General features: G+C 66.8%; 21 protein-coding genes. 9 read left to right on the top strand and 12 right to left on the bottom strand.

What is annotated here, in order from left to right; translation table 11 throughout:
• The first annotated feature begins 61 nt into the window (after positions 1-61).
• On the top strand, positions 62-523 hold the full coding sequence (locus ACSQ3M_RS13655; RefSeq protein WP_436150623.1) for an Lrp/AsnC family transcriptional regulator: 462 nt from the start codon (positions 62-64) through the stop codon (positions 521-523).
• A gap of 9 nt (positions 524-532) precedes the next feature.
• On the opposite strand, the gene ACSQ3M_RS13650 is transcribed toward ACSQ3M_RS13655, so the two are convergent.
• The 4 genes from ACSQ3M_RS13650 to carB all read right to left on the bottom strand — a co-directional run bounded on the left by ACSQ3M_RS13650 (position 533) and on the right by carB (position 5,470).
• The gene (locus ACSQ3M_RS13650; RefSeq protein ID WP_436150622.1) at positions 533-1,006 is read right to left on the bottom strand and encodes a hypothetical protein; all 474 of its coding nucleotides are present in this window, start codon (positions 1,004-1,006) and stop codon (positions 533-535) included.
• Positions 1,007-1,010: 4 nt separating this feature from the next.
• Positions 1,011-1,493 (bottom strand): hypothetical protein, encoded by a 483-nt coding sequence (locus ACSQ3M_RS13645; protein ID WP_436150621.1) that lies wholly within the window; start codon positions 1,491-1,493, stop codon positions 1,011-1,013.
• A 68-nt stretch (positions 1,494-1,561) separates the two neighbouring features.
• On the bottom strand, positions 1,562-2,035 hold the full coding sequence (gene greA, locus ACSQ3M_RS13640; RefSeq protein ID WP_436150620.1) for a transcription elongation factor GreA: 474 nt from the start codon (positions 2,033-2,035) through the stop codon (positions 1,562-1,564).
• 102 nt (positions 2,036-2,137) lie between these two features.
• Positions 2,138-5,470, bottom strand: a complete 3,333-nt coding sequence (gene carB, locus ACSQ3M_RS13635; protein WP_436150962.1) for a carbamoyl-phosphate synthase large subunit — start codon at positions 5,468-5,470, stop codon at positions 2,138-2,140.
• 282 nt (positions 5,471-5,752) lie between these two features.
• On the opposite strand from carB, the gene ACSQ3M_RS13630 reads away from it, so the two are divergent.
• Complete coding sequence (locus ACSQ3M_RS13630; protein ID WP_436150619.1) at positions 5,753-6,814, top strand: class I SAM-dependent methyltransferase; 1,062 nt, start codon at positions 5,753-5,755, stop codon at positions 6,812-6,814.
• Between the two features lie 75 nt (positions 6,815-6,889).
• On the opposite strand, the gene ACSQ3M_RS13625 is transcribed toward ACSQ3M_RS13630, so the two are convergent.
• Positions 6,890-8,101: an MFS transporter gene (locus ACSQ3M_RS13625; protein ID WP_436150618.1), complete on the bottom strand. Its 1,212-nt coding sequence runs from the start codon at positions 8,099-8,101 to the stop codon at positions 6,890-6,892.
• Positions 8,102-8,239: 138 nt separating this feature from the next.
• Here ACSQ3M_RS13625 and ACSQ3M_RS13620 point away from each other — a divergent pair, with 138 nt between their 5' ends.
• Positions 8,240-8,590 (top strand): ArsR/SmtB family transcription factor, encoded by a 351-nt coding sequence (locus ACSQ3M_RS13620; RefSeq protein ID WP_436150617.1) that lies wholly within the window; start codon positions 8,240-8,242, stop codon positions 8,588-8,590.
• Positions 8,591-8,616: 26 nt separating this feature from the next.
• On the opposite strand, the gene ACSQ3M_RS13615 is transcribed toward ACSQ3M_RS13620, so the two are convergent.
• Both ACSQ3M_RS13615 and ACSQ3M_RS13610 read right to left on the bottom strand, forming a co-directional pair.
• Positions 8,617-9,591, bottom strand: a complete 975-nt coding sequence (locus tag ACSQ3M_RS13615; RefSeq protein ID WP_436150616.1) for a quinone oxidoreductase family protein — start codon at positions 9,589-9,591, stop codon at positions 8,617-8,619.
• Positions 9,592-9,648: 57 nt separating this feature from the next.
• A complete protein-coding gene (locus tag ACSQ3M_RS13610) occupies positions 9,649-10,353 on the bottom strand; it encodes an RraA family protein (RefSeq protein ID WP_436150615.1) in 705 nt (234 codons plus the stop codon).
• Between the two features lie 121 nt (positions 10,354-10,474).
• On the opposite strand from ACSQ3M_RS13610, the gene ACSQ3M_RS13605 reads away from it, so the two are divergent.
• Positions 10,475-11,359, top strand: a complete 885-nt coding sequence (locus tag ACSQ3M_RS13605) for a LysR family transcriptional regulator (protein WP_436150614.1) — start codon at positions 10,475-10,477, stop codon at positions 11,357-11,359.
• Here ACSQ3M_RS13605 and ACSQ3M_RS13600 read toward each other — a convergent pair whose 3' ends face one another.
• On the bottom strand, positions 11,360-12,742 hold the full coding sequence (locus ACSQ3M_RS13600) for an amidohydrolase family protein (protein ID WP_436150613.1): 1,383 nt from the start codon (positions 12,740-12,742) through the stop codon (positions 11,360-11,362).
• Between the two features lie 140 nt (positions 12,743-12,882).
• On the opposite strand from ACSQ3M_RS13600, the gene zigA reads away from it, so the two are divergent.
• From zigA to ACSQ3M_RS13585, 3 genes are read left to right on the top strand one after another with little or no spacing between them, the layout of a single operon-like run.
• Entirely contained in the window at positions 12,883-14,097 is a 1,215-nt protein-coding gene (gene zigA, locus ACSQ3M_RS13595) for a zinc metallochaperone GTPase ZigA (RefSeq protein WP_436150612.1), read from the top strand.
• A 53-nt stretch (positions 14,098-14,150) separates the two neighbouring features.
• Positions 14,151-15,449 carry a YncE family protein gene (locus ACSQ3M_RS13590; protein ID WP_436150611.1) on the top strand — a complete coding sequence of 433 codons (1,299 nt, stop codon included), beginning with the start codon at positions 14,151-14,153 and terminating at the stop codon, positions 15,447-15,449.
• A gap of 45 nt (positions 15,450-15,494) precedes the next feature.
• Positions 15,495-15,896: a GtrA family protein gene (locus ACSQ3M_RS13585; protein ID WP_436150610.1), complete on the top strand. Its 402-nt coding sequence runs from the start codon at positions 15,495-15,497 to the stop codon at positions 15,894-15,896.
• Positions 15,897-15,911: 15 nt separating this feature from the next.
• Here ACSQ3M_RS13585 and ACSQ3M_RS13580 read toward each other — a convergent pair whose 3' ends face one another.
• The 3 genes from ACSQ3M_RS13580 to ACSQ3M_RS13570 are packed head-to-tail and all read right to left on the bottom strand — an operon-like array spanning position 15,912 to position 17,833.
• Positions 15,912-16,607 (bottom strand): aspartate/glutamate racemase family protein, encoded by a 696-nt coding sequence (locus ACSQ3M_RS13580; RefSeq protein ID WP_436150609.1) that lies wholly within the window; start codon positions 16,605-16,607, stop codon positions 15,912-15,914.
• Between the two features lie 19 nt (positions 16,608-16,626).
• Positions 16,627-17,124 carry a DUF1772 domain-containing protein gene (locus ACSQ3M_RS13575; protein WP_436150608.1) on the bottom strand — a complete coding sequence of 166 codons (498 nt, stop codon included), beginning with the start codon at positions 17,122-17,124 and terminating at the stop codon, positions 16,627-16,629.
• A gap of 4 nt (positions 17,125-17,128) precedes the next feature.
• Positions 17,129-17,833, bottom strand: coding sequence for a class I SAM-dependent methyltransferase (locus ACSQ3M_RS13570; protein ID WP_436150607.1), 705 nt, complete (start codon positions 17,831-17,833; stop codon positions 17,129-17,131).
• A 155-nt stretch (positions 17,834-17,988) separates the two neighbouring features.
• Here ACSQ3M_RS13570 and ACSQ3M_RS13565 point away from each other — a divergent pair, with 155 nt between their 5' ends.
• Together ACSQ3M_RS13565 and ACSQ3M_RS13560 are read left to right on the top strand one after the other, a co-directional pair.
• Positions 17,989-19,245, top strand: a complete 1,257-nt coding sequence (locus tag ACSQ3M_RS13565) for a class I SAM-dependent methyltransferase (RefSeq protein WP_436150606.1) — start codon at positions 17,989-17,991, stop codon at positions 19,243-19,245.
• Positions 19,246-19,646: 401 nt separating this feature from the next.
• Positions 19,647-20,456, top strand: a complete 810-nt coding sequence (locus ACSQ3M_RS13560) for an inositol monophosphatase family protein (protein WP_436150605.1) — start codon at positions 19,647-19,649, stop codon at positions 20,454-20,456.
• A gap of 24 nt (positions 20,457-20,480) precedes the next feature.
• Here the strand turns inward: ACSQ3M_RS13560 and ACSQ3M_RS13555 are convergent, their stop codons facing one another.
• Positions 20,481-20,927, bottom strand: a complete 447-nt coding sequence (locus ACSQ3M_RS13555; RefSeq protein ID WP_436150604.1) for a GNAT family N-acetyltransferase — start codon at positions 20,925-20,927, stop codon at positions 20,481-20,483.
• Positions 20,928-21,256 lie beyond the last annotated feature (329 nt).

Raw genomic sequence — 21,256 nt, 5'->3', positions numbered from 1 at the left:
GATGCCTTGTATCGCGTCGATGGCGCGTCTACACCAGCGCGTTCCATTTTCAGGAGGATTTGTGCGCGCCAAACTCGACGAGATCGATCTCCGTATCCTGACGGAGCTGCAGAGCGACGGGCGCATGACCAATGTCGAGCTCTCGAGCCGGGTCGGCATCTCGCCGCCGCCCTGTCTCAGGCGCGTGCGCGCGCTGGAGGAGGCCGGCGTCATCACCGGCTATCGGGCGCTGCTCGACGAACGCAAGCTCGGCATCGAGGTCGTCTGCTTCGCCTTCGTCCACCTCGCCAGCCAGGCCGAGGCCGATCTTGCCGCCTTTCAGCAGCGGATCCGCGAATGGTCGCTGGTGCGCGAGTGCTGGACGCTGTCGGGCGACATCGACTTCATCCTGAAATGCGTCGCGACCGATCTGAAGGCCTTCCAGGATTTCGTCGCCGACCTGACGGCGCTGCCGAACGTTCGCAATGTCCGTACGGCGCTGGCGCTCGACCGGGTCAAGGACGAGCCGATCGCGCCGCTTTAAGACGCTCGCTCAGCCGCCGACCGCGCGCCTGATCCATTGGGCGTTGCTGGCGACCAGTGCCTCGATCCGGCGCTGATTGACGTCCGGCCGATACCAGGCGCCGCCATAGCTCGGCGCCATGATGGCGAGGACCGGGTAGCGTGCGATCTCGCGACCGTCGGCGCCGATCAAGCGCGCTTCGCTTTCCAGCGTGTCGTTGCCGAGCGTGACGGCCTGGCCGCCAGCATAGCTCGTCAGATAGAGACCGGTGACGGTGACCTGCAGGGTCGCGCCGCGTCCACCTGCAGTGCGAACGCTGGCGAGTTCGCGTTCCAGCATCGGCTTGATCAGCGCCGCGGTGGCGCTCTGCCCCTTGGTTGCCAGAGGCGCAGTGTCAACGCGAATGGTCTGGATTGCGACGGGTGAAGCGGTTTGAGCCGTGGTCTGGCAACCCGCCAGCAAGACGGCGACGAAGCCCGTCAGGGCTGTGCGGCGCGACAGCATTCTCTCAGGCGCCGAGATAGCGCTTGATCCACTGGGCGTTGTTCTCAAGCAGCGCGACGACGCGGCGCTGGTCGACATCCGGCCGGTACCAGGCGCCGCCGGAGGAGGAGAGCAGGTGCGAGCGAATATCGCGGCTGAAGAGCACGCGCCCGCGGTCGATCACCTCGGCGATGCTGTCCATATTGTCGTTGTCGCCAGCATCGCCGGCGCCGCCGGTGCCGGCCGAACCGGCGAGCCAGAGGCCTTGCACCGTGACATGAAGTGTGGGGCCGCCGCGCTGGCGCAACGGTGCGAGCTGGCGCGCGAGTTCCTGCTCCATGGCGCGCGCGATCCGGGGGGCATTTTCGCCCCAGCCTTGCGGGCCAAGGCGGCGCGCATCGACGCGGATTCCGCCGATGGCGATGCCCTGCGCCAGAGCCGGAAGCGAAGCGAGCCCGCCGGCGGCAAGCACGGCGGACCCGGTGAGAAATGCGCGGCGCGTGGTCATGGGGCGGTCTCCGGCGGCAGTCAGGCCCTCAATGTAGGGGCTGCCGCCGGGCTGGCCAAGCCGTGCCGTCAGCGAAAGGCGACGCTGACGACCTCATAGGACTTGCCGCCGCCAGGCGTGTTGACGTGGACGGAGTCGCCGACCTTCTTGCCGATCAGGGCGCGCGCGATCGGCGAGCCGATCGAGACCTTGCCGGACTTCACGTCCGACTCCGGCTCGCCGACGATCTGGTAGAGCTTCTCTTCCTCGGTGTCGTCGTCGATCAGCTTGACGGTGGCGCCGAACTTGATGGTGTCGCCGCCGAGCTTGCTGATATCGATGATGTCGGCGCGGCCGATCAGCGATTCGAGCTCCATGATGCGGCCTTCATTCAGCGATTGGGCCTCCTTGGCGGCATGGTATTCGGCGTTCTCCGAGAGATCGCCCAGCGCGCGCGCCTCGGCGATCGCCTGGATGATGCGCTGGCGGTCGACCTGCTGGCGCTGCTTCAACTCGACCTCGAGGGCGACGAAGCCGCCCGCCGTCATTGGAACCTTTTCCATCGTCCCGTCCCAGTTGCAAAAAGCGATTACGCACGCGCCGACCATGGCCAGCGCGTCCGCATCGCTTTCGATCGTCAGAAAACCAATTCGCCGCGCGGCCGATCAGGCGGCGCGGCCGAAATAGGATTGCAGCGACCTCACTTCGAGATCGCCACTGCTGTAGGCCTTGATGCCCTCCGCGGCGGCGATCGCTCCGGCCAAGGTGGTATAATAGGGCACCTTGTGCAAGAGGGCTGCGCGGCGCAGCGAGCGCGAGTCCGCGAGCGCCTGCGGGCCGTCGGTGGTGTTGAAGACCAGCTGGATCTCGCCGTTCTTGATGGCGTCGACGACGTGCGGCCGGCCTTCCAGCACCTTGTTGATCTTGCTGGCGCGGATGCCGTGCTCCTGCAGCAGGCGCAGGGTGCCGCCGGTGGCGACGATCTGGAAGCCGAGCTCGGCCAGCATCGCCATCGAGGGCAGGATGCGCGGCTTGTCCTCGTCGCGGACCGAGACGAAGACCGTGCCCTTGACCGGCACCTTCGAGCCGGCCCCTAACTGGCTCTTGGCGAAGGCGACGTCGAAGGAGCGGTCGAGGCCGATGACCTCGCCGGTCGAGCGCATCTCCGGGCCGAGCAGGACGTCGACGCCGGGGAAGCGGGCGAAGGGGAACACCGCCTCCTTCACGCCGACATGGTCGAGCTTTTCCTGCTTCAGATTGAAGCTCGCGAGCTTTTCGCCGGCCATCAGCCGGGCGGCGATCTTGGCGATCGGCTTGCCGATGACCTTGGCGACGAAGGGCACGGTGCGCGATGCCCGCGGATTGACCTCGAGCACGTAGATATCGCCGTCCTTGATGGCGTACTGCACGTTCATCAGCCCGCCGACGTCGAGCGCCAATGCCATGGCGCGGGTCTGGCGCTCCAGTTCGGCGATGGTCTCAGGGCTGAGCGAGCGCGGCGGCAACGAGCAGGCCGAATCGCCGGAGTGGATGCCGGCTTCCTCAATATGCTCCATGATGCCGGCGATGAAGGCGTCCTTGCCATCGCAGAGACAGTCGACGTCGACCTCGATCGCATCCGAGAGATAGCGGTCGAACAGCAGCGGGTTCTTGCCGAGGACGGTGTTGATCTGGCCGGTCTTGTCGTTCGGGTACTTGGCCTTGACCTCGGAGGGGATCAGCGAGGGCAGCGTGCCGAGCAGGTAGTCCTCGAACATCACCTCGTCGCGAATGATCGCCATGGCGCGGCCGCCGAGGACGTAGGACGGGCGCACCACGAAGGGCAGGCCGAGCTCGGCCGCGATCATGCGCGACTGCTCGACCGAATAGGCGATGCCGTTCTTCGGCTGCTTGAGCTGCAGCTTGTCGAGCAGGCGCTTGAAGCGGTCGCGGTCCTCGGCAAGGTCGATCATGTCGGGCGAGGTGCCGAGGATCGGGATACCGGCCTGCTCCAGCGCATGCGCCAGCTTCAGCGGGGTCTGGCCACCGAACTGGACGATGACGCCGTGCAGCGTGCCGTTCTGCTTCTCGGTCTCGAGGATCTCGAGCACGTCCTCGGCGGTCAGCGGCTCGAAATAGAGCCGGTCGGAGGTGTCGTAGTCGGTCGAGACCGTCTCGGGATTGCAGTTGACCATGATGGTCTCGTAGCCGGCGTCGCGCAGGGCGTAGCAGGCATGGCAGCAGCAATAGTCGAACTCGATGCCCTGGCCGATGCGGTTGGGTCCGCCGCCGAGGATGACGACCTTCTTGGCGGAGGAGGGCTGTGCCTCGTCGGCCGGCACGCCGGCGAATGGCATGGCGTAGGTCGAGTACATATAGGCCGTCGGCGAGGCGAACTCGGCGGCGCAGGTGTCGATGCGCTTGAACACCGGGCGCACCTTCAGCGAGCGGCGGAGCGTGCGAACCTCGTCCTCGCTCTTGCCGGCGACGGCGGCGAGGCGCTTGTCGGAGAAGCCCATCGCCTTGAGCTGGCGGAACGCGATCGGCGTCTGCGGCAGGCCGTGCTTGCGGACCTTTTCCTCGGCGTCGACGATGCCGCGCATCTGCTCGAGGAACCAGGGATCGATCTTGCAGCTCTCATGGATCTGCTCGTCGGTGAAGCCGGCGCGCATCGCCTGGGCGACCTGGAGGATGCGGTCCGGGGTCGGTGTCGAGAGCGCCGCCTTGATCGCGTTCTTGTCGTCGCCGTGGCCGACGCCCTCGATCTCGATCTCGTCGAGCCCGTCGAGACCGGTCTCGAGCGAGCGCAGCGCCTTCTGCAGCGATTCCTGGAAGGTCCGGCCGATCGCCATGGCTTCGCCGACCGACTTCATCGCAGTGGTCAGGGTCGGCTCGGAGCCCGGGAACTTCTCGAAGGCGAAGCGCGGGATCTTGGTGACGACGTAGTCGATCGTCGGCTCGAAGGAGGCCGGCGTCGCGCCGCCGGTGATGTCGTTCTCGATCTCGTCGAGCGTGTAGCCGACGGCAAGCCGGGCCGCCACTTTGGCGATCGGGAAGCCGGTCGCCTTCGAGGCCAGCGCGGACGAGCGCGAGACACGCGGGTTCATCTCGATGACGATCATCCGGCCGCTCTCGGGATCGACCGCGAACTGAACGTTCGAGCCGCCGGTCTCGACGCCGATCTCGCGCAGCACCGCCAGCGAGGCGTCGCGCATGATCTGGTATTCCTTGTCGGTCAGCGTCAGCGCCGGGGCGACGGTGATCGAATCACCGGTGTGGACGCCCATCGGATCGATGTTCTCGATCGAGCAGACGATGATGCAGTTGTCCGCCTTATCGCGGACGACCTCCATCTCGTACTCCTTCCAGCCGAGCACGCTCTCTTCGATCAGCACCTCGCTGGTCGGCGAGGCGTCCATGCCGCGCTCGACGATGTCGATGAACTCGCCCTTGTTGTAGGCGATGCCGCCGCCGGTGCCGCCCATGGTGAAGGATGGGCGGATGATCGCCGGCAGGCCGATATCCTCCAGCGCGTCGAGTGCGGCGCCGAGCGTCTTGACGTGGTGCGAGCGCGGGGTCGACAGGCCGATCTTGGTCATCGCCTCGCGGAAGCGCTCGCGGTCCTCGGCCTTGTCGATCGCATCGGCGGTGGCGCCGATCATCTCAATGTCGAATTTCTCCAGCACACCCATCTTCTGCAACGACAGCGCGCAGTTGAGCGCGGTCTGGCCGCCCATGGTCGGCAGCAGGGCAAAGCCGCCCGGCAGGACGTTGCGCTCCTTCTCGATGATCTTGGCGACGATCTCGGGCGTGATCGGCTCGACATAGGTCGCGTCGGCGAGGTCCGGATCGGTCATGATCGTCGCCGGGTTCGAGTTGACCAGGACGATGCGGTAGCCCTCGGCCTTCAGCGTCTTGCAGGCCTGGGTACCGGAATAATCGAACTCGCAGGCCTGGCCGATGATGATGGGGCCCGCGCCGATGATCAGGATCGTCTTGATGTCTGTGCGCTTGGGCATGGTCTCGACCGGTTTCGTGCGGGCGCGCACGGTCCGTCCGACCTTAAAGGAGCGGAGGCCAGCGAGCGCCCAAAGATGAATGCTAGGCGCTCGCTATAGACGGGGGAGGCGGCGGGGGGAAGCGGAAAGCGCTCCTTCCTGTCATGCGCGCACAGGCAGCGCGTTTCTCCCTTTGCGCAGTTGAGCGGTAGCGAGCGGGGTATAGCATCTGCTTCCGCGATGGCGTCGAGCCGGTTCGCGTCAGATTCCGGCCACGCCCTCCCTAACCAGAGGAGCTTGGCCATGCGTCAATCCGATCCGCAAAAGCTCGATGCCCTTGTCGGACGTCTCGTCGGAGACGTTGGAGCCTGCGTCACCGGCTCCCTCATCGTGCTCGGCGACCAACTTGGCCTCTACCGGGCCATGGCCGATGGCGAATCCGTGACGGCGGCAGAACTCGCCGGCAGGACCGGCCTGAAGGAACGCTATGTCCGCGAATGGCTCTCGGCCCAGGCCGCGGCCGAATACATTCAATACGACGAGGGGACCGACAGCTTCAGCCTGTCTCCGGAGCAGGCGATGGCCTTCGCCGAGGAAGGCAGCCCGGCCTTCTTCGCCGGCGCCTTCGAGATCGTCCAGTCCATGTGGGTCGATGAGCCCAAGGTCGAAGAGGCCTTCAGGACCGGCGCCGGGCTCGGCTGGCACGAGCACAGCAACTGCCTGTTCCGCGGCACCGAGCGCTTCTTCCGGCCGGGCTACAACACCAACCTCGTCAGCAGCTGGATCCCGGCGCTGGACGGTGTCGCAGCCAAGCTTGAGAAGGGGGCTGTTGTCGCCGATGTCGGCTGCGGCCATGGCGCCTCGACCATCCTGATGGCGCAGGCCTATCCGAAATCACGCTTCTACGCCTTCGACTATCACGGCCCTTCGATCGAGAAGGCGAGGGAGATGGCCGACAAGGCCGGCGTCGGCGAGCGCATCGTCTTCGAGCGGGCCAGCGCCAAGGATTTCCCGGCAGCAAGCTACGATCTCGTCGCCATGTTCGACTGTCTGCACGATATGGGCGATCCGGTCGGGGCCGGACGCCATGTCAGGGAGACGCTGGCTGAAGACGGCACCTGGATGATCGTCGAGCCCTTCGCCCATGACAATCTGAAGCAGAACATCAACCCGGTCGGCCGGATCTTCTACGGGGCGTCGACGATGATCTGCACACCGGCCTCGCTATCGCAGGAGGTTGGGCTCGGCCTTGGGGCGCAGGCCGGAGAGTTCCGTTTGCGCAAGGTCGCGCTCGACGCCGGTTTCTCCCGCTTCCGCCGCGCCACCGAAACGCCGTTCAACATGGTGTTCGAGGTCAGGGCCTGACGCTGGCGGCTCGCGACAAGCAAAACCCGCCCGCCATGAAGGCGAGCGGGCTTGCGTCTATCCGGGTGGTCCAGTTCAGCGCACCGGCGGGGCGATCGCGATTTCGCTGACGCGAGCTGCATCACGCATGGCCGCCTTGCGCCGCCGCGTTGCGATCAGCAGCAGGGCAAGCGCACCGAGTTCGCAGGCGGCTCCGACGAAGCCGAGCTCCCAGGAGGCGCCATGGCGCAGTACCTGCTGGCCGAGCGCGGCGCCGGCAGCGATGCCGACATAGAGCGCCGAGGCATTGAGCGAGAGCGCGACCACGACGGCATCCGGCGCCATCGCGGCGAGCCGCGACATCTGCGAGGGATGGCCCGCCCAGCCGGCGCCGCTCCAGACCATCAGGATCACCGGCAGGACGAAGATCGCGACCGCGGGCGGCAGCGTCACCGCGACGAGCGAAGCGGCGGCCAACGAGGCTGCGAGCAGGGTCAGCACGAAGGTCAGCGTCGGCACGGGGCCGAAGCGGTCGCTGGCCTGGCCGCCCCACTGGTTGCCGAGCGCCGAGCCGATGCCGGTGATGACCAGCGTCGCGCTGAGCCAATGGCCGGAAATGCCGGCATGGGCCGAGAGGAAGGGCGCGACATAGGTGTAGAGCGTGAAGGCGCCGGTGGTCCAAAGCGCGGTGGTGCCGAGCGCGAGCAGGACGTCGCCACGACGTGCGACCTGCAGCCGCTCGGCCAGCGTGTTTGCGCCGCGCGGCAGGCCGGCAGGCATCTTGAACAACAGGCCGGCCAGAGCGAGCGCGCCGAAGAGCGCCACGACCAGGAACGCGAAATGCCAGCCGAGCGTGGCGACGGCGGTGCCGAGCGGCACGCCCAGAATCAGCGAGACGGTCATGCCGCCGGTGACCAGCGCGATTGCCCGTGCCCGGCGCTCGGGCGGCACCAGGGCGACCGCGACGGCGTTGGCCGCCGGCATGAACACGCCCGAAGCGAGCGCCATGACGATGCGCGCCAGCATCAGCGAGGAGAAATCGCGGGTGAAGGCAGCGACGAGATTGGCGAGCGTGAAGACCGTGAGCGAACCGACGAGCACGAGCTTGCGGTCGAGGTTGCCGAACAGCGTCGAGAGCACCGGCGAGCCGATGGCGTAGGCGATGGCGAAGATCGAGATCAGCAGGCCGGCCGTATCGACGCTGACGCCGAAGGCGGCGGCGAGGTTCGGCAGGATGCCGGTGATGACGAGGCTGCCGGTGCCGATGGCGAAGGCGCCGCCGGCCAGCAGGAGGAGACGGATATCCATGGCAGAGGGCTCCGTGGGGAGTTGCCGACAATTTCAATGATCGTTGAATTAATGAGCGTCGGGCGATCGTGAGTCAATCTTAATTTCAAGGATCGTTGAAACTTGTCAGGAGCCGCCCCGTCAATTAAGTCGGAGGTCATGAAGCAGCAGCTCTTCCATCCGGAGATCGAGGACGTCCTGCCGGCCGACGTGTTCGCGGCGCTGGGCGATCCGATCCGGCTCGGCATCCTGGTCTCGCTCGCCGATTGCGACGAGGTCGACAAGGCGCGCTGCGGAGCCTTCACCGAGCTCGCCTCGCCTTCGCTGCTCTCCTACCATTTCGCCAAGCTGCGCGAGGCCGGGATCACGCGGTCGCGGGCGGAGGGGACGGTGCGCTATCTCAGTATCCGCCGCGAGGAATTCGACCGGCGTTTCCCAGGCCTGCTCGACACTGTGATCGAGACGGCGCGACGCGATCCTTCGGTGCCGCGCGCCAAGCTGATCACCTGACTGCGCGGCCGGCCGGAAGGGCGGCGTTACGGCATGAGGATGGTCGAGCCGGAGGTCTTGCGGGCCTCGAGATCGCGATGCGCCTCCGCGACCTCGGCGAGCGGGTAGGCTTGCCGCGCCGCGATCTTGACCGTGCCATCGGCGACGACGGCGAACAATGCGTTGGCGGCGGCTTCGAGATCCTCGCGCTTGGCCATGTAGGTCGCGAGCGTCGGCCGCGTCACGAACAGCGAGCCCTTGCTGGCAAGCTGGCCGACGGCAAAAGGCGGAACCGCTCCCGAGGCATTGCCGTAGCTGACCATCAGGCCGAGTGGGCTCAGGCTGTCGAGCGATGCCTCCCAGGTGTCCTTGCCGACCGAATCGAAGACGACCGGAACGCCAGCGCCATCGGTGATCGCGCGCACCCGTTCGGCGATGTTCTCCTCGCGATAGAGGATCGTATGGGTGCAGCCATGGGCGCGCGCCAGCGCCGCCTTCTCCTCGCTGCCGACGGTGCCGATCACGGTGACGCCGAGCGCGCTCAGCCATTGGCAGGCGATCAGCCCGACGCCGCCGGCCGCGGCGTGGAAGAGCACGGTGTCGCCGAGCTTCGCACGATAGGTCCGATGGATCAGGTAATAGGCCGTCAGGCCCTGCAGCATCATCGCCGCTGCCTGCTCGTCCTTGATGGCATCGGGCAGTTTGATCAGCGGCGCGGCCGGCATGATGCGCGCTGCGGCATAGGCGCCTGGCGGGCCGCCGGCATAGGCGACGCGGTCGCCGGGCTGCAAATGGCCCACGCCCTCGCCAACCGCTTCGACGACGCCCGCCGCCTCCAGGCCGATGCCGCTCGGCAGTGGCAGCGGGTAGAGGCCGGTGCGTTGATAAACGTCGATGAAGTTGAGGCCGATGGCCGTCTGGCGCAGACGAACCTGGCCCGGTCCCGGGTCGCCGAGGACGGCATCTTCATAGCGCAGCACGTCAGGGCTGCCGTTTTCGTGGATGCGGACTTGTTTGGTCATTGCGATGTCTCGTGATGGAGCAGGTAGAAACGTCGGGGGTGCGCGAGGCGGGGCGTTTCAGACCTCGCCGGCGGCCTCGATGTCCTTCAGATGCTGGCGAAAGCCGTAGGCCGGGTTCTGCGCCCGCGTCGCGAGGTACTGGTCGAAGCGGGCCTGGCTGCGGTAGCTGCGGCCGTTGCGCATTGCCGCGAGCTGGCGCGCCTCGGTCTCGCGATAGCCGATCGCGGCGGCGACGATGTCCTCGATATGGCTTTCAGGAAGGAACAGGACGCCATTGCTGTCGGCGGCGACGTAGTCCGTCTCGGCGATGCCGTGCTGGCCGACCAATGCCTGGCGGAAGTGATCATGTGGCCGGGGATGCAGGCGCTGCGGCCCTGTCGGCACTGCGCCGAGGCTGAAGACCGGCAGGCCGATCTCGGCGAGCTCGCGATTGTCGCGATGCAGGCCCCAGATCACGAAGCCGGCGATGCCGGCGGCCTTCGCCTCGATGGCGACGATGTCGCCGATGCAGGCTTCGTCCAGGCGGCCGCCATTGTCGATGACGATCACCTCGCCCGGCGCAGCATGCTCCAGCAGCTCGAAGAAGATGTCGATGCTGCCGACATGGCGCACGGGGCGGGCCCTGCCGCGGCATTCCATGTCCTGGGTAAGCGGCTGCAGACCCGCGGGAGCGAAACGGACCGGCACGCCGGTGCGCAGGCAGCCATCAGCCAGATGCGGCGTCGTGAGCGTCTTCAGTTGCGCGATCAGGTCGGGCTTCATCCGCTGTCCTCCATATGCGGTTCGCGTCGGGCTGGACGAGCCCGCTGGACAGGACGCTAGCAATGCAAGATCATTCAGAATAACGAAATGATTATAACTTTCACTTTAGGATTTCGGGTCGATGGTTGCCAACTTCGACATGGATGCGCTGCGGGCGATGGTGGTCGGTGTCGAGCTCGGCAGCTTCGCTCGCGCCGCCGCCCAGCTCGGCCGATCGCAATCGGCGATCAGCATGCAGCTCAAGAAGTTGGAGGAGCAGGCGCGGCGTCCGCTCTTCCGCCGGGATGGGCGCGGACTGGTGCCGACCGAGGCCGGCGAGGCGCTGCTGAGCTATGCAAGGCAGATCATCGCGCTGAACGACGAGGCCGCAGCGGCCGTCGGCAACAGCGCAGGGGCGGCGACAGTGCGCCTCGGGTTGCCGCAGGACTTCTTCGAGGATGTGATGCCTGAGGTGCTGGGGCTTTTCTCGCAGCAGCGCCCGAATTCGCATGTCGAGGTGCGCGCCGGGCGCAATTACGCGTTGGAGGAAGAGGTGCAGGCCGGCCGGCTCGATGTCGCGCTTGCCTTTTTCAAGGCCGGGTCGTCGACGAGCGGCGCGCATGTCGCGACGCTGCCGCTGTTCTGGCTGGCTGCGCAGGAGAGCGCGCCGCTCGCCTCGGCCGAGTTGCCGCTCGTCCTGTTCGATCATCCCTGTCTGTTCCGGCAGACCGCGCTCCAGACGCTCGACCGTCAGCGCCTGCGCTGGCGGATGGCGCTGACGACGCCGAGCCTTCCAGGGTTATGGGCTGCACTCGGTGCGGGGCACGGCGTCTCGGTACGGACCCGCCATCGCCTGCCCGGCAATGTTCGCGATGTCGCCGATGCGTATAACCTGCCGGAGCTGCCGCCGATCGAGGTACGCCTGCTGGCATCGGGAGCACGAACGCCCGCTGCCGGGGATCTGCTCGACATCGCCAGCAACGTCGTCCGCAGGCTGGTCGCGGAGCCGGCGGCTGCGAGGGACTAATCAGCCGCAGCACGGGCAGCCCGGGCCGAAGACGGCGCGGCTGCCAAGCGCCGCCAGCCTTCCGCGCCAACTCGGGACATGCTCCCTGATGAGCGCCATCGTCCTGTCGCGGTCGAGACGCGTTGGGCGGCCATCCTCGACCACGATCGCCCCGTCGACGATGCTCGTCACCACGTCGCTCGCCCTAGCGTAATAGACCAGCGCGGCGTAGTCGCCGTAATAGGGCTGGAGGTGCGGGCGGTTGATGTCGACCATGATCAGGTCGGCCTTCTTGCCCGGCTCCAGCGAGCCGATCTCGTCCTGTAGGCCCATGACGCGCGCGGCGCCGATCGTGTGCAGTTCCAGTGCCTGGGCGCAGGAGAGGGCGGTCGGGCTGGCGAGGCGCAGACGCATGGCGTTGAGCGCGTTGCGCATCCCTTCGAACGGGTCGTTCAGCATCCAGTCGGTGGCGAAGCCCGTCGGGATTCCGCGCGCCATGATGTCCTCGAGCGGCGGATAGCGGCCGCGCCGCGGATAGATCGTCGGGCAGTGCGCGTACGCCGCGCCGCTCTCCTGGACGGCGTCGAGATCGCCCGTCCCGGCGAAGACGAGGTGGGCGAGTACGACATCCGGGCCGAGCATGCCGACATCCCTGAGGAACTCGACCGGGCCGCAGCCATGGGCCGCCTTGATCTGCTCGACCTCGGCGGCGCTCTGGGCGGCGTGGATATGCATGCCGATGCCGAGCCGGCTCGCCTCGGCGCGGGCAGTCCGGAGCAAATCCGCCGAGCAGGTGTCGGTGGCATGGGTGCCGATGCGCGCGGTGATGCGGCCATCGGCGGCGCCATGCCAGCGCTCGGCGAAGGCGACGCCATCGCGCAGGCGCTCCTCGCCGATCGTGGTGTGATGCGTGTAGTCGCCGCGCCAGAGCTCGTGCAGGCGGACATCGAAGACCTTGTGGGCGATCTGGGCGCGCAGGCCGCAGGCTTCGACCGTCTCGGCGAGCCGATGCGGCGCGTACCAGATGTCGTTGATGGTGGTGATGCCGGCCTGGAGCATGTCGGCGCAGCCGGCTTCCGCCAGCAGCGCCCACTCGTTCTCGCTGATGTCCCTCTCCATCCGGAAGGCAACTTCGAGCAGGGCTGCCTTGGCGGCGTGGTCGTCGGTCTGGCTGCGGAAGACCAGCGAGGCCGCGTGCGAATGGCAGTTGACGAAGCCGGGCAGCACGGCCCGCCCGGCGCCATCCAGCGTGCGGGCCGGCGCCCAGTGTCCGTCCGGCTGGCGCGGGCCGGCATGGAGGATGCGCCCACCGGCGATCGCGACCTCGCCATCCGGGATCACCGGCAGGCCGGGGCTGACCGGATAGAGGAACTCGGCGCGGACCAGTAAGTCGATCTCGATCATGGCGGCCCCTCCATCGGCATGGCGAGGGCAGCTTAGGGCGGGTGCTGTGGAAGGCCAGCGACGCGCCTGCACGGCAGCCTTGCGTCGGCGATTTGCCCTCGCTATGAAATGTTACAACGTAACAAAATATGAGATCCGAGATGGATGCCCGCCTTCCCGTCACCGTGCTTTCCGGCTTTCTCGGCGCCGGCAAGACGACGCTGCTCAACCACGTCCTTAACAACCGCGAGGGCCGCAAGGTCGCGGTCATTGTCAACGACATGAGCGAGGTCAATATCGATGCCGACCTCGTCCGTTCCGGCGGCGGCGACCTGTCGCGCACCGACGAGAAGCTGGTCGAGATGAGCAATGGCTGCATCTGCTGCACCTTGCGCGACGACCTCCTGGCCGAGGTCGGCCGGCTCGCCCGCGACGGCCGCTTCGACTACCTGCTGATCGAGGGCACCGGCATCGCCGAGCCGCTGCCGATCGCAGCGACCTTCGAATTCCGCGACGAGGACGGTTTCTCGCTCTCCGATCTCGCCCGGCTCGACACCATGGTGACGGTGGTCGATGCGGTGAACCTGCTCAGGGATTACGGCTCGCGCGACTTCCTGCGCGAGCGCGGCGAGACGGCCGGCGAGGGCGATGAACGCACTCTGGTCGATCTCCTGGTCGAGCAGATCGAGTTCGCCGATGTCGTCGTGCTCAACAAGGTCAGCGATGCCGGACCGGAGGCGACAGCGCAGGCGAAGCTGGTCATCCGGGCGCTAAATCCGGATGCGCGCCTGATCGAGGCCGATTTTGGCCGCGCGCCGCTGGACGCGATCCTCGACACCGGCCTGTTCGACCATGAGAAGGCGCAGGAGCACCCGCTCTGGCACAAGGAGCTCTACGGCTTCAAAGACCATGTGCCGGAGACCGAGGAATACGGCATCGCCTCCTTCGTCTACCGGGCGCGCCGGCCCTTCCATCCGGAAAAATTCAACGCCTTTCTCGCCCAGAGCTGGTCCGGGCTGATCCGGGCCAAGGGGCATTTCTGGCTGGCGACGCGACCCGAATGGGTCGGCGAGATGTCGCTCGCCGGCGCGATCTGCCGCACCGAGGCGATGGGCTTCTGGTGGGCCGCGGTGCCACGGCCGCGCTGGCCCGACCATCCCGAATGGCGCGCCATCCTGAACCGGCACTGGCACTCAGTCTGGGGCGACCGCCGGCAGGAGCTCGTCTTCATCGGCTCCGCAATGGACGAGCGCGCCATCCGCGCCGAACTCGATGCCTGCCTCCTCGGCGAGACGCCGACCATCGCCTTCAAGCCCGAGCGCTATCGCGACCTGCCCGACCCGTTCCCGGCCTGGCGCCGGGCCGATGCCGCCTGAAACCTCATCCGATCCGTTCCTCCATTCCCGTACTGCCCGTCCTGGAGACTGCCATGCGTCCGCTTTCCCTGTTGTCCACGCTCGCCATGTCGGCCGTGCTTTCGAGCCTGCCGGCGCTCGCCCATGACCATGCCGTGCTGCGCGGCCGTCTGGTCTTCGCCGACCATGAGAAGCCGGTCGTGCGCGTGCTCGATCTCGATACCGGGGAGGTCACGCACAGCTTCGACCTGCCCAAGGCCAATCCCGGTTTCGCCACCGCGCAGGGTGGTCGCTTCGTCGTGATCAAGACTGGCGATGATGCCGGCACGATCCGCTTCCTCGACACCGGCCTGACGATCGAATCGCATGGCGACCACAACGACGTCGAGAAGGGGCCGGTGAAGCTCACCGACCTCGCGCTGACCGGCCAGAAGCCGGCCCATGTCATCTCCGGCCATGGCCAGCTCGCTTTGTTCTATGACGGCATCCGCCCCTGGGACGGCCAGAGCACGGCGAAGGCGGTGCTGGTCGCGATCAACGATCTCGCCAAGGACAAGCCGGCGCTGACGGAATGGCCGAGCCCGGGGCCGCAGCACGGCATCGTCGTGCCGTTGGGCGAGGGGCGCTGGCTGATGTCGGTGCCGAATCCAGCCTATGTCAAAGGCGATGACCGCAGCGCCTCATCGCGGCCCGATGGCTTCGAGATCCTCGACCGGGCGAAAGGCAGCTGGGCCAAGCTCGCCTCCTTCAACGATCCGGCCAAGGCCGATGCCTCCTGCAAGCTCTATCACGGCCATGCCGCGGCCGATGGCCGCCATGTCTTCGGCTGCGCCGAAGGCGAGGGCGGCGGCATGCTGGTGCTGTCGCAGGCCGGCGCCAAGTTCAGCGCGCACAAGCTCGCCTATCCCGACGAGCGCCGGATCAGCGCGATCAAGGCCAGGGTCGGCGCGAAGTTCATGGTCGCCAATTACGGCAAGACCTCGCCTTATGACGGCCTGATCAGGGTCGACCCAACCGCCAAGTCGCTGTCTGCAAGCGATGTCCTGCCGGTGCCCGGCGGCCAGTCGGCCTGCCAGTTCGAGCTCTCGGGCAATGGCAAGCGGCTCGCCAATCTGACGCCGGACGGCAAGCTCCGGGTCTATGACGTCGCCGCCTGGAAGGAACTCGCCAGCTTCGACGCCGTGCCGGCCTTCGACTGCCAGTACGGCGCGAGGACACCCACGCCCTCGCTCGCGGTGGTCGGCGGCAGCGCCTATGTCAGCGACCCGACCAATGGCCGCATCCGCGAATACAATCTCGAGACGCTCAAGCAGGCGCTCGACCTGCCGGTCGAGGGCATGCCGGCCAATCTCGCCGGCAGCGATGCGGGCTGATTGCCCGTAGGCTTCCGTTCAGCATCCGGGGTATAGGCATCCCGGATGCTGCAACGTCTTCCTCGCCATAGTCGCCAGGTCATCGCCTACGCCTTCTCCGGCGGGGTGACGGCTGTCGCGCATTACGCGCTGCTGATCGGCCTGGTCGAGCTCGCCGGGGTCGATCCGGTTCCGGCCTCGCTCGCGGGCTTTGCACTCGGTGCCGTCGTCTCCTACACGCTGAACCGCTGGCTCACCTTCGAGGCGACCCGGACCCATGGCGAGGCGAGCTGGCGCTTCGGCCTGATCGCCTTCGGCGGCTTCCTGCTGACCGGCGTGCTGATGCACCTCTTCGTCAAGGTCGCCGGCTTGCCCTATCTGCCGATGCAAGTGGTCACCACGCTGATCGTGATGATCTTCACCTTCGCCGGGCACAAATTCTTCTCCTTCGCCGACCGGGCTGAGTGAGAGGCTGCTCCGCTTCTAGGACTGGACACCGCTCAAGGTCTTGCGCCCCGCAGCGAGGTCGGCAAGCAGCGCGACATGGACATCGAGGGCATCGATGACCCTGTATCCCGGGTCCTGCCCATCGAAAGCCAGATTGAGATCGGTTCCGGCGAGAACGATGGCGTCGGCCCCGGCGGCGATCATGCGCTGTCCGGCATCGAGAAACAGCTCTCGCTGCGAGCCTGAGCAGGTGCCGGTGACGGCGACGTCCTGGTAGGCCTGGCCGAGGCTCTCGATCTCGCCGTCCAGCGCCAGGGCGTCGGTGCGAGTGAGCTGGCTGTAAAGACGCGTGCGCATCACCACCCGCGTGCCGAGAAGCCCGACCCGCTTGATGCCCTGGTCGACGAAATAGGCGTCGAGCGGAGCGACCGCGGAGACGATCGGCAATGGCGACAGGGCCGCCAATTCATCGAAGCAAAAATGCGCGCCGAGCGACGACAGGGCGGCGCAATCGCAGCCCGCATCCTGCAAGCGCGTGACGAGAGGCAGAAACGCCTGTGCCTGTTCAGTCCTGCGGTCGGCGAGATTATTGCGGATCAGTTCATGGATCTTGCCGTGAACGATCGTGAGCTCGAGTTTCGGCACGCCCCGCGCCGCTGCAGCTGCCGTCAGGCGCTGGTAGTAGACCACGGTCGCCGCAACGCCGATGCCCCCGATCAAGCCGATATGCATTGGATCCGTCCTCGCGTGATCAGGCCTTGCCGGCGGCGTAGAGCGCCCAGCCGATGAGGCCGAGGGTCGCGACGCTCGACACCGTGCGGATGTGGTTCCACAGCGTCCAGGGGATGGAGTAGCTCTCCCAGATCGTGCGAGCCGCTTCGATCTCAGTCGGGATCACCGTCCGGGCGAGCCTTTCATTCATCGGGACATTGAGCACGAGCGTGACCAGGAAGGTGCCGACGAGATAGGCGATGGCCGCAAGCGCCAGCAGAAGGGCGACATTGTGCAGGCCCTGTGCTCGCCACAACCCGGCGGCGATGAGCGCCACCACAGGGGTGCCGAAGAAGGCCGGGAAGAAGATGGCGTTGCGCACGACGATGTTGATGCTCTGCATCGACGCGATCGCGGCCTTGGGATCGACCGCGTCGAGCGCCCACATCACCGACATCGAATAGGCGTAGAAGAAGCCGGCCATGGCACCGGCCAGGGCCAGCGCGACGAAGGTGAGAGCGAGCGCGAGCGAGGCCATGGCGTCAAACCTCCGGTATGAGCTGCTTCCTAGCCGAAAAGGCCATGCGGTACGGGTTATGGCCGAAATTCGTACGGCGTGTGACGCCCTTGAAGCCGGCCGCTTCGACCAGCGCGGTGATGCCGACGGCGCTATAGGTCGAAAGACCGTATTGGGCGCGCAGCTTGCGGTAGTCAGAGAAGGCGGTGCGGACCAGCCCGCCGAGCGCCGCGACAAGGAAGCCGCCGCGCCAGGCGAACCCGAGCAGCTCGGTCGCGTCCGTCAAGGGCGAGAGATCGGGCGGGATCACGTCGGCGAGGATGAGCTCGCCGCCCGGCTTCAGCTTGGCGAGCCAGGTGGCCAGCGCCTGCTTCAATTCGTCCTCGCTCAGATACTGGATCAGCGAATTGGCGACGACGAGGTCGAGCGAATCATCCGGCAGCGACTCGACCTCTTCCGGCGAGACGACCGAAAGATTGGTGAGCGCGTCGAAACGGACTCTCAGCTTGTCGCGGACGGTCGGGGCCGCTTCGCAGAGGATCAGCTTGCCGCAGGCGGCGGCGACGAGATCGGCCGAGAGCGCCTCGCCGCAGCCGACGTCGAGCACGGTTGCGTCCTTGGACGGCACGGCGGCGGCGATATCCTGCGCAATGCGGCGATAATGCAGGGCCTTGTGACGATCCGAGACGTAGATCGCATGCTCGCCGTTCCAGAAATCACGCCAGGACATCGGGGTTCCCGTTTGGAGGATGGCGCGGAAAGCGCCTTCGCCTTAAGCCCTAGCATGCCCGCGGCGACTGTGGAGTCAGGTTGATTGCGCGCAGCGTTTGTGCTGCCACAGCCGAGCCAATAGCCTGCGCGCGACCGACCGGAGCCGTGCCGACCATGCTGCTTTTGCCGAAACTCCTGAAGCGCTCGATCCGCAAGGGGCGCCTGACCGTCATCGCTCCGGACGGAAAGCGGCATGTCTTCGGGCCTGGCCGGACTGAGTTCACCTTCGCCGGCAAGCCGGTCGTCGCCGGCGAGGTGACGGTGCGCTTCAAGGATCCGCGGATCGAGCGCGAGCTCTTCCTCAATCCCGAGCTCGCTTTGGCCGAAGGCTATATGGACGAGCGCATCGAGTTCGAGGACGGCTCGACCATCCACGATTTGCTGACCCTGTTCTGGATCCAGCGCAGCGAGCTGCGCAAGCATCCGCTGCAGGCGGCGATCCGCAAGATCCGCTTCAAGATCCGGCGCTGGCGGATGCACAATCCGCTTGGCGTCGCCGGCAAGAAGGTCAAGCACCACTACGACATCCCGACCGATTTCTATCGGCTCTGGCTCGACGAGACGATGACCTATTCCTGCGCCTACTGGCACAGTCCCGAGGTCGGCTTGGAGAACGCGCAGAAGGCCAAGCTCCGCCACCTCGCCGCCAAGCTGAAGATCGAGCCGGGCATGCGCGTTCTCGACATCGGCTCGGGCTGGGGCGAGCTTTCGATCTATCTCGCCAAGGCCTGCGGGGCGAAGGTCACCGGTCTCAACGTCTCGCCCGACCAGATGGCAGCGGCGCAGAAGCGTGCCGAGGCGGCCGGCGTCGGCGATGCCGTGAGCTTCATCAACAAGGACTATCGCGAGCTCACCGGCACGTTCGACCGCGTCGTCTCGGTCGGTATGATGGAGCATGTCGGCGTCGCGCATTACCTCGAATATTTCGAGAAGATCCGCGACCTCTTGACCCCCGACGGGATCGCGCTCGTCCACTGCATCGGCCGCGTCGGCCCGCCTGGCTTCACCGGCCCGTTCTTCGACAAATACATCTTCCCCGGCGGCTATGCCCCGGCGCTGTCGGAGGTCTTCGCCGCGGTCGAGCAGACCGGGCTCTGGCATTCCGACTGCGAGTTCTGGCGCCGGCACTACCACTGGACGCTGGAAGCCTGGCGCGAGCGCTTCATGGCGCATCGGCCGGAGGTGGTCGCGATGCTGGGCGAGCGCTTCGCGCGGATGTGGGAGTTCTACCTCTCCGCCTGCTCGATCTCCTTCGACATCGGTGGCGACATGGTCTTCCAGCTGCTGCTCGGCCCGCACAAGAGCGCCGTGCCGGTGATCCGGGATTACATCACGCAGGCGGAAGCCGAGCTGGCGGCGCGAGGGTTTTAGGATTGGTGTCCGCGCGGCCGGCGCCGTCATCTCTCCTGTTCGGGTGATCCAGTGGTTCCAGCGGGAACGTCGTGCGCTTTGGCGCCTGCCGCGAGATCCAAAGCATCCAGCCGAGAAAGCACAGCATCGCAAGAAGGAAGAAGCCGGCTCCCCATGCAAGCGGTACCCACCAGGCGTAGTCGCAAGGCGGGCCGCCCAATTCGACGGCTCTACTGCAGATACTCGCGCCCCGAGCAGCGGCGGGCGAGCTGAACGCGATCAGCGCGAGTAAGATCAAGCTTCGGATCACCACCTTCTCCCTCGGCCGCGTAAGAGTTGGCCTGCTGATGCCTGTTCCGCAATAGGTGGGTAAAGGCTACTGCGTGGAAGAGATTGCGCGCTGGCAGGGCAGGGCTTTGACGATGACCGTAGATGCGCCGATCGAGCAGGTCTCGACCTTGCTGCGCGAGGTCGCGGTGCAGGCGGTGATGCCGCGCTTCCAGCGGCTGGCGGAAGCCGAGGTCCGGGTGAAATCGCCCGGCGAGGAGGTCACTATCGCCGACGAGGAAGCCGAGCGGCTCCTCACCGCCGGGCTATCGGCGCTGCTGCCCGGGTCGCGGGTGATCGGGGAGGAGGCGGTCTCGGCGCAGCCGGAGCTGCTGCAGGGGCTGGGCGAGGGCATGGTCTTCGTGGTCGATCCCGTCGACGGCACCGCCAATTTCATCAAGGGCAGCCCGTGCTTCTCGATGATGGTGGCGCTGCTGCGCGAGGGCGAGCCTGTCGCCTCCTGGATGCTGAGCCCGGCGACCGACACGCTGCATGTCGCCGAGCGCGGCTCCGGCGCGTGGCTCAATGGCGAGCGTGTCAGGGCGGGCCGACCGCCACGGTGGGCTGCGCTGCGCGGCGGCGTGCTCACTCGCTTCCTGCCAGCCGAGATCACGGCGCGCGTGCAGGCCAATGGCCGGGATCTCGCCGCCATCCTGCCGGGCATGCACTGCGCCGGCGAGGAATATCCCGCGATCGTGCGCGGCGAGGAGCACTTCGTGGTGTTCTGGCGCGGCTTGCCCTGGGACCATGCGCCGGGAACGCTCTTCCTCGAAGAGGCCGGCGGCCGGGCGGCCCGCTTCGACGGGCGTCCCTACAAGCCGGCCGAGCCGGGCTTCGGCATCCTGGCGGCGCAATCGCCGGAGCTGTGGGATGAGCTGCAGCGACGGCTGTTCGCCGAGATTTAGATCACGCCTCGATCACGAGATTGGTCAGCGCCTGTGCCAGACATAGCGAATGTCAGGCTCGCGCTCTTCATTGCGCGATCCGTCGGTCAGCTCGACCGCGACGAAGCCCTGTCGTTCATAGAAGCGACGGGCGATGGCGTTGCGCTGAAACGTCCAGAGGTTCAGCTCGCGGTAGCGATCCCGCGCGATCTCCAGCAAGGCGCTGCCCAGACCACGGCCCTGATAGGCGGGCAGCACATAGAGCTGGTCGATCCAGCCATCGCGGAAGGCGATGAAGCCGGCCAGCGCCGGGCCGTGGAACGTGCCCCACAGTTCGCATTCGTCGAAGACCACGCTCCCGAAATAGGCGCGGTCTTCCTCGGGCGTATGCAGCCCCGCCAGCCAGGGCAGGCGATCATCGAAACTCGCACGGTGCACGGCAGCCACCGCGTCCATGTCACTGCGCTGGAGCTTGGTCGGGGGACGGAGCATTCTCCCGCGTAGCAGAGGCTCGCTCAGCCCGGCAACGGCTGGTCGATCGCACTCAAAACCCCGCCGGCTTGCACCGCGAGGGTTTGAGGAGAACGCCATCCGAGGGAGGCGCGGGGCTAAGGCGGCGTTGCAGTCGACGGCTGCGTGCCGAATGTCGATGTCGAATTGTCGAGGCAGCGCCACTGGCCACTGCCCGAGCCCCGCGCGCGGTTCTCTATGAGTTCTCGCCGTGTGTTGCGTCCGGCTGGACCGGGGTGCCTGCCCCGAACGACGAAATCCCTCCGTGGTGGAACGAGCAGACTCTGGTCGCAAAAGTGGTTCGCACTTCT

Source organism: Allobosea sp. LjRoot90, from assembly GCF_964254315.1.
Lineage (GTDB): Bacteria > Pseudomonadota > Alphaproteobacteria > Rhizobiales > Beijerinckiaceae > Allobosea.
Note: the sequence above shows the minus strand (reverse complement) of the source record. Positions and strands in the feature narration are given on the sequence as shown.